Here is a 4,319-nt window from a genome sequence, read left to right as displayed (position 1 = left end):
GACGATGGGCCTCGCGCCGGCCGAGGTGCGGGCCCGGACGGCGGAGGCGCTCGAGGCCGTCGGCCTGGCGGGCTTCGACGACCGTTCGCCGTACCACCTGTCGCAGGGCGAGAAACAGCGTGCGGCCCTGGCGACCGTGCTGGCGATGCGGCCGCAAATCCTCGCGCTCGACGAGCCGACCGCGGGTCTCGACCCCCGGGCGCGTCGTCGGCTCATCGCCCTCCTTCAGAACCTCACCACCACGATGCTCGTGGTCGGGCACGACCTCGACCTCATCCTGGACGTATGCGGGCGAGCCATTCTGCTCGACGGCGGCCAAGTCGCGGCAGACGGACCCGCTGCGAAAATGCTGCGCGACGGGGCGCTCCTTGAGTCGCACGGCCTGGAACTGCCGTTGAGCATCGCTCCGGGCGGGCGTGAAACGGATGGGCTTGCATTTTTGCGCCCGGGGGAGTTATAGACAGACGGCGACCCGGCCGATAGAATTAGTACTATAGCGTCACTTAGCGCGGCGGGTCTCCTGACCCGCCGCGAAAATCGCGACCGCGCCAAGGCCGTTTGATCGCGCGGTGGGTCGGGAGACCCACCGCGCAAAGGCTCAAGTGGCGCTGTAGTATTAGGAGGCGGGGAGGCTGCAATGGTTGCCTTGAGCGAGATTCTGAGTCGGCGAGATGAAATTCTTCGCGTTGCTACCAGGCACGGAGCGCACCATGTGCGCGTCTTTGGGTCCGTGGTCCGGGGCGAGGCGGGCGAGGACAGCGACGTGGACTTCCTGGTTCGATTGGACGCCGACCGGTCGCTCATTGACCATGTCGCGCTCATGCAGGATCTGGAAGATCTCTTCGGCTGCCGGGTGGACGTGGTGACGGAGCGCGCCCTGCACCGGCTCGTCCGCGATTGCGTGTTGGCGGAGGCCGTGCCGCTATGAAACGGGACCTGGTATATCTGGATCACATCCGCGAGGCTATCGAGAGGATCACCGCCTACAGCGCCGCAGGCCGCGAGGAGTTTTTCCGCAACCGGATGGTCCAGGACGCCGTCGTCCGGAACTTCGAGATCATCGGCGAGGCTGTCAAGCGCCTCAGCGACGACATCAAGGACCGCCGTCCGGACCTGCCCTGGCGCCGAGTGGCCGGCTTCCGGAATGTGCTGATCCACGACTATATGAACGTGGATGAAGAAGAGGTCTGGAACGTCGTCGAAACCCATCTGCCCGCGCTCCGCAAGGCCGTGGATGAACTCCTGAAGTCCTGACCGCGCGTAAGGGGTGTGATCCATCTTGTTTTCGGAGCCGATGCATGGACGCACTGACGCGCGCCCTGGTGGAGTCGGCGAAGGCGGTGTTCGATCCGCCGGGGCCGGTCCTTGAGATCGGGGCGCTCCAGGTCCAGGGCGAGGCGGTCGGCGACCTTCGCCCCCTCTTTCCGGGGAAGGAGTACGTCGGCTGCGACATGCAGACGGGTCCCGGCGTGAACCGGGTGGAACGGCTCGAGTCGCTTTCGCTGCCCGACGGGTGGGCGGGGACCGTTCTCTGTCTGAACGTGTTCGAGCACGCCTGGGACTTCCGACGCGGCGCCGAGGAAATCCGGCGCGTGACGGCCACGGGGGGATTGGCCCTCGTCGTGACGCTCTTTGAGTTCCACATCCACGCCTATCCGGAGGACTACTGGCGCTTTACGCCGCGGGCGCTGGAGCGCTTGTTCGACGGTTTCGAGAGCGTCCTCGTCGGCTGGCAAGGGCATCCGAAGACGCCGCGGCTGGTGTTTGCCCTGGGCCTCAAGGCGTCGCCGGGGAACCTCGAGGAACTGGCGGAGCGGTGGTGCTCGGAGACGCTTGTGAGGTGGAACGAGAAGCCGCCGCTCTGGGATCGTGTTCGCGCGGCGGTCGGCGGGGCGCTTTTCGGGAAGCGCGGTTTCCGCCGGATTCGCCACTGGCGGGACCTCGCCATCCAAGTGGGGGCGGTCGGTCAGGGGGGCCGTCGGTCCGCGCATCAAGGGTTGCTTGACGGGCGCAAAGGAGTATAATCCTATCTGTCTGAACTTGAGAGGTCGAGCGTGTACCCATGATTCGTGTGGAAGTTGAAAGAAAGCAGATCGGCGTGTTCTGCCGAAAACATCTCATCCGGCGCTTAGCCGTCTTCGGCTCTGCGTTGCGGGGGGATTTTGGGCCGGAGAGCGATGTCGACATTCTCGTGGAATTCGAGAGCAGCGCACGTGTAGGTTTTCTGGCGCTGGCCCGCGCGTCGCGCGAACTATCGGAGATTATCGGCCGTCGGGTGGACCTTGTGCCGCAAGGCGGCCTCAAGCCTCTGATCCGCGAAGAGGTTTTGGCGGAAGCGGAGGTGCTCTTTGAGGCGTGACGCCCTATATCTGGCCGACATTGTGGAGGCCGCTGAAGCCGTAGCCGAATTCGTCGCCGGCCTGAAGCGGGAGGCGTTTGTCGGGAACAAGATGGCCCGCAGTGCGGTCCTTCAGCAACTGACTGTCATTGGTGAGGCGGCCGCGCGGCTGAGTCCGGAGTTTAAGCAGCGGCACCCGGATATCGAGTGGGGCGACATCGTGGCCTTCCGCAACATTGCAGTCCATGCGTATTTCAGTGTGGACTGGCCCACGGTGTGGGTGGCTGCCACGGACGACGCACCGGCCTTGCGTACGAGGGTGGCGGCAGTCCTGGCGGCCGAGTTTCCCGATGTGCGGCCCGGAAGGCAAGCCGACTAAGACACGCAGCCGTCGGCGGCGCGCTCTTCGGGAAGCGGGGCTTCCGCCGGATTCGCCACTGGCGCGACCTTGTGGTGCGGCCGGTGGGTGGTTGAGGAAAATGGTCCCGGCGCGCCGGGACTGCGCGGTGGGTTCGCCGCGGGGCTTGCCCCGCGCTGCGAACAGCCAGCGCCCCGCAAGCGGGGCGGCGAACCCACCGCGCAAAACTTATGCGGCGGTTTAGGAGACCCGCCGCGCGAGTTGGTGCCCTATCGCCGCCTCCGTTTCAGCGTTTACCCTCCGAAGCCCTCTTGCGGCGAAGGAGGGCCAGCCCCGCCGCCAGAAGAGAGAGCGTCGCCGGCTCGGGGACGGCATCCATCTGCAGGTTGAGGCCGTCGGTCTCGAATGAACCCGCACTCCCGTTCCGCTCGGGACTGGCGTTGGTGATCGTGATCTGGAATGTTGAATCCGTCATGATGTCATTGAGGTACGGTGAGAGATCGATAAAGAGGTTGCCAGGATCGGAAGACGCGATGTGCTCGCCGTAGGTCGTGCCGCTGGGAACTTGCGCGCAGTCGGGACCAAGAGAGACCGGATTGCCCTGGATCAAGACGCCTGGCGTTTCTCCTGAGGGGTTCTCCAAGTCAAGAAACAGTTCGGCCCTGCTGACCGTGCGTTCGGCAAGCAGGGTGGTGGCATCTAGGGTGATCACCAGACTGGTCGCGGAGTAATGCCAGTAGTACGACGTGTCAACCCAACGATAACTCCAGGTCTCTGCCCAGTACCCCGAGCCAAATGGCCCCGTCTGGACCCAGTGGTAACCGGAGACGTACTGCTGCCAATAGCCTTGGCTTACCCAGTAGGCGTACGAGCCGTAAATGTTCGTGCCGTCGTTGTCGCCGGCAAAGAGGGCCGGCTGAGACGGTTCCGTACCACTAGACTTGCAGTCCACGCCGAGATTCAGCACTACATTGGCGAACGTCGTGCCAGCCAGAAGCCCGAGACTGGCCGCGGCCACGAGCAGGCCACACAGTCCCCTGATTGCCAGATGTTTCCTTTTCGTTCGCGGCTTACGTCGCGCGGACGAGATAATGGGCTAACCCGTAACTCCGGCGTCTTGTAAAGACACTAACGAATTGCAGTAACCACCGGATACCGGCCCGCTGAGGCACCGCATTTGCCACAATGGCCGCCTGCGCCGCCCGGACCACCCGGGCCTTGAACTCCGCCGAAAACCGCCTTCGTTTCCCTGCCATCCTGTCGTCTCCTCGGCTGACCGTCCAGCCGCATTCTACCCGGAGACGATTCCACCTTAAACCCGCGCCCAGTTTTTGGGGACACGCTCACCTCCAGACGGCGGACACCGTTCGCGAGTGGTGACGAAAGGAATGGCCCCCCCAAGGCAGGAAACCGTTTTCCCCCGTCCCCGCAAAACCTCCTTCGCTTACGTTCCCCGCAACGGCCCGGCCCCCGCCCGTCGAGAGCCTCTGGGTCGAACGACGGCCGGGCACGGCTATTCCATGAAAAAAGGCCGGCCCGCGTTCACGCGGTGCCAGCCCCGGATACACAACTCCCTCAATCTCCAACCCCAATATACCCTACAATCCCGGTTTTGTCAAGCAA

The 4,319-nt window shown here is 64.3% G+C and carries 7 protein-coding genes; 6 read left to right on the top strand and 1 reads right to left on the bottom strand.

Annotated elements, in window-relative coordinates; all coding sequences use genetic code 11:
* The 6 genes from NTX40_01095 to NTX40_01070 all read left to right on the top strand — a co-directional run.
* Window positions 1–460: energy-coupling factor ABC transporter ATP-binding protein (locus NTX40_01095; protein ID MCX5647685.1), on the top strand; the 460-nt coding region annotated here is incomplete at its 5' end.
* A gap of 177 nt (window positions 461–637) precedes the next feature.
* A complete protein-coding gene (locus NTX40_01090; protein MCX5647684.1) occupies window positions 638–928 on the top strand; it encodes a nucleotidyltransferase family protein in 291 nt (96 codons plus the stop codon).
* Window positions 925–1,254: a DUF86 domain-containing protein gene (locus NTX40_01085; GenBank protein ID MCX5647683.1), complete on the top strand. Its 330-nt coding sequence runs from the start codon at window positions 925–927 to the stop codon at window positions 1,252–1,254. Before NTX40_01090 ends, NTX40_01085 begins: the two co-directional genes overlap by 4 nt.
* Before the next feature lie 44 nt (window positions 1,255–1,298).
* Window positions 1,299–2,024, top strand: coding sequence for a methyltransferase domain-containing protein (locus NTX40_01080; protein MCX5647682.1), 726 nt, complete (start codon window positions 1,299–1,301; stop codon window positions 2,022–2,024).
* Between the two features lie 38 nt (window positions 2,025–2,062).
* On the top strand, window positions 2,063–2,359 hold the full coding sequence (locus tag NTX40_01075; protein ID MCX5647681.1) for a nucleotidyltransferase family protein: 297 nt from the start codon (window positions 2,063–2,065) through the stop codon (window positions 2,357–2,359).
* On the top strand, window positions 2,349–2,717 hold the full coding sequence (locus NTX40_01070; protein ID MCX5647680.1) for a DUF86 domain-containing protein: 369 nt from the start codon (window positions 2,349–2,351) through the stop codon (window positions 2,715–2,717). Before NTX40_01075 ends, NTX40_01070 begins: the two co-directional genes overlap by 11 nt.
* 265 nt (window positions 2,718–2,982) lie before the next feature.
* Here NTX40_01070 and NTX40_01065 read toward each other — a convergent pair whose 3' ends face one another.
* Entirely contained in the window at window positions 2,983–3,714 is a 732-nt protein-coding gene (locus NTX40_01065; GenBank protein ID MCX5647679.1) for a PEP-CTERM sorting domain-containing protein, read from the bottom strand.
* Between the last annotated feature and the right edge of the window lie 605 nt (window positions 3,715–4,319).

It is taken from the genome of Planctomycetota bacterium (genome assembly GCA_026387035.1).
GTDB lineage: Bacteria > Planctomycetota > Phycisphaerae > FEN-1346 > FEN-1346 > JAPLMM01.
Note: the sequence above shows the minus strand (reverse complement) of the source record. Positions and strands in the feature narration are given on the sequence as shown.